General features: G+C 35.8%; 1 protein-coding gene. It reads left to right on the forward strand.

Annotated elements, in window-relative coordinates; genetic code table 11:
• Positions 1-140 precede the first annotated feature (140 nt).
• The gene (locus tag VB654_RS11300) at positions 141-527 is read left to right on the forward strand and encodes a helix-turn-helix domain-containing protein (protein ID WP_323213842.1); all 387 of its coding nucleotides are present in this window, start codon (positions 141-143) and stop codon (positions 525-527) included.
• The last annotated feature ends 57 nt before the right edge of the window (positions 528-584 follow it).

Here is a 584-nt window from a genome sequence, read left to right on the forward strand (position 1 = left end):
ACAAGCTATATATTTCTCAATACCATACACTTCATTTACTGGCAAATAGCTGTATTTGAGTCAATTAACAGACTTGAAATCAAGTATAGTGAGTATGAAAAGTAGGCACTTAAAAGTACGGTACTTACCCAAAAGTAACTATGAAAGCTGAAGCAAAAACAGATAGCAGGCTCACTTGCGAAGTTGAAACTACGTTAAAAGTAATTGGTGGACGCTGGAAAGTTTTAATTATTAGAGAATTAATCTCACAAGTCAAACGCTTTGGCGAACTACAGCGAAGCTTACCGGGAATTACTCAAAAAATGCTGACTCAGCAACTCAGAGAAATGGAAGAAGATGGAATTATACATCGTGAAGTTTATGCACAAATCCCTCCAAAGGTGGAATACTCATTGACAAGTTTGGGAGAAAGCCTCATTCCAATTCTTTATGCAATGCATGACTGGGCTGTGGAACACTTTTTGCAGACTAATGATTATAGCGGTTTTCAGAATAATGAGAATACTGTTGATAACTCAAAGTTTTGATATAGGGACGGGTTTATTAAAATTATTATTGGTAATTGAGCATATCTGTCATATAGG

The organism is Nodularia sp. UHCC 0506 (genome assembly GCF_034931045.1).
Lineage (GTDB): Bacteria > Cyanobacteriota > Cyanobacteriia > Cyanobacteriales > Nostocaceae > Nodularia.

What these genes read in the sequence shown, in the direction of transcription:
- VB654_RS11300 (WP_323213842.1), top strand. Translation starts at nt 141, where the DNA reads ATGAAAGCTGAAGCAAAAACAGATAGCAGGCTCACTTGCGAAGTTGAA.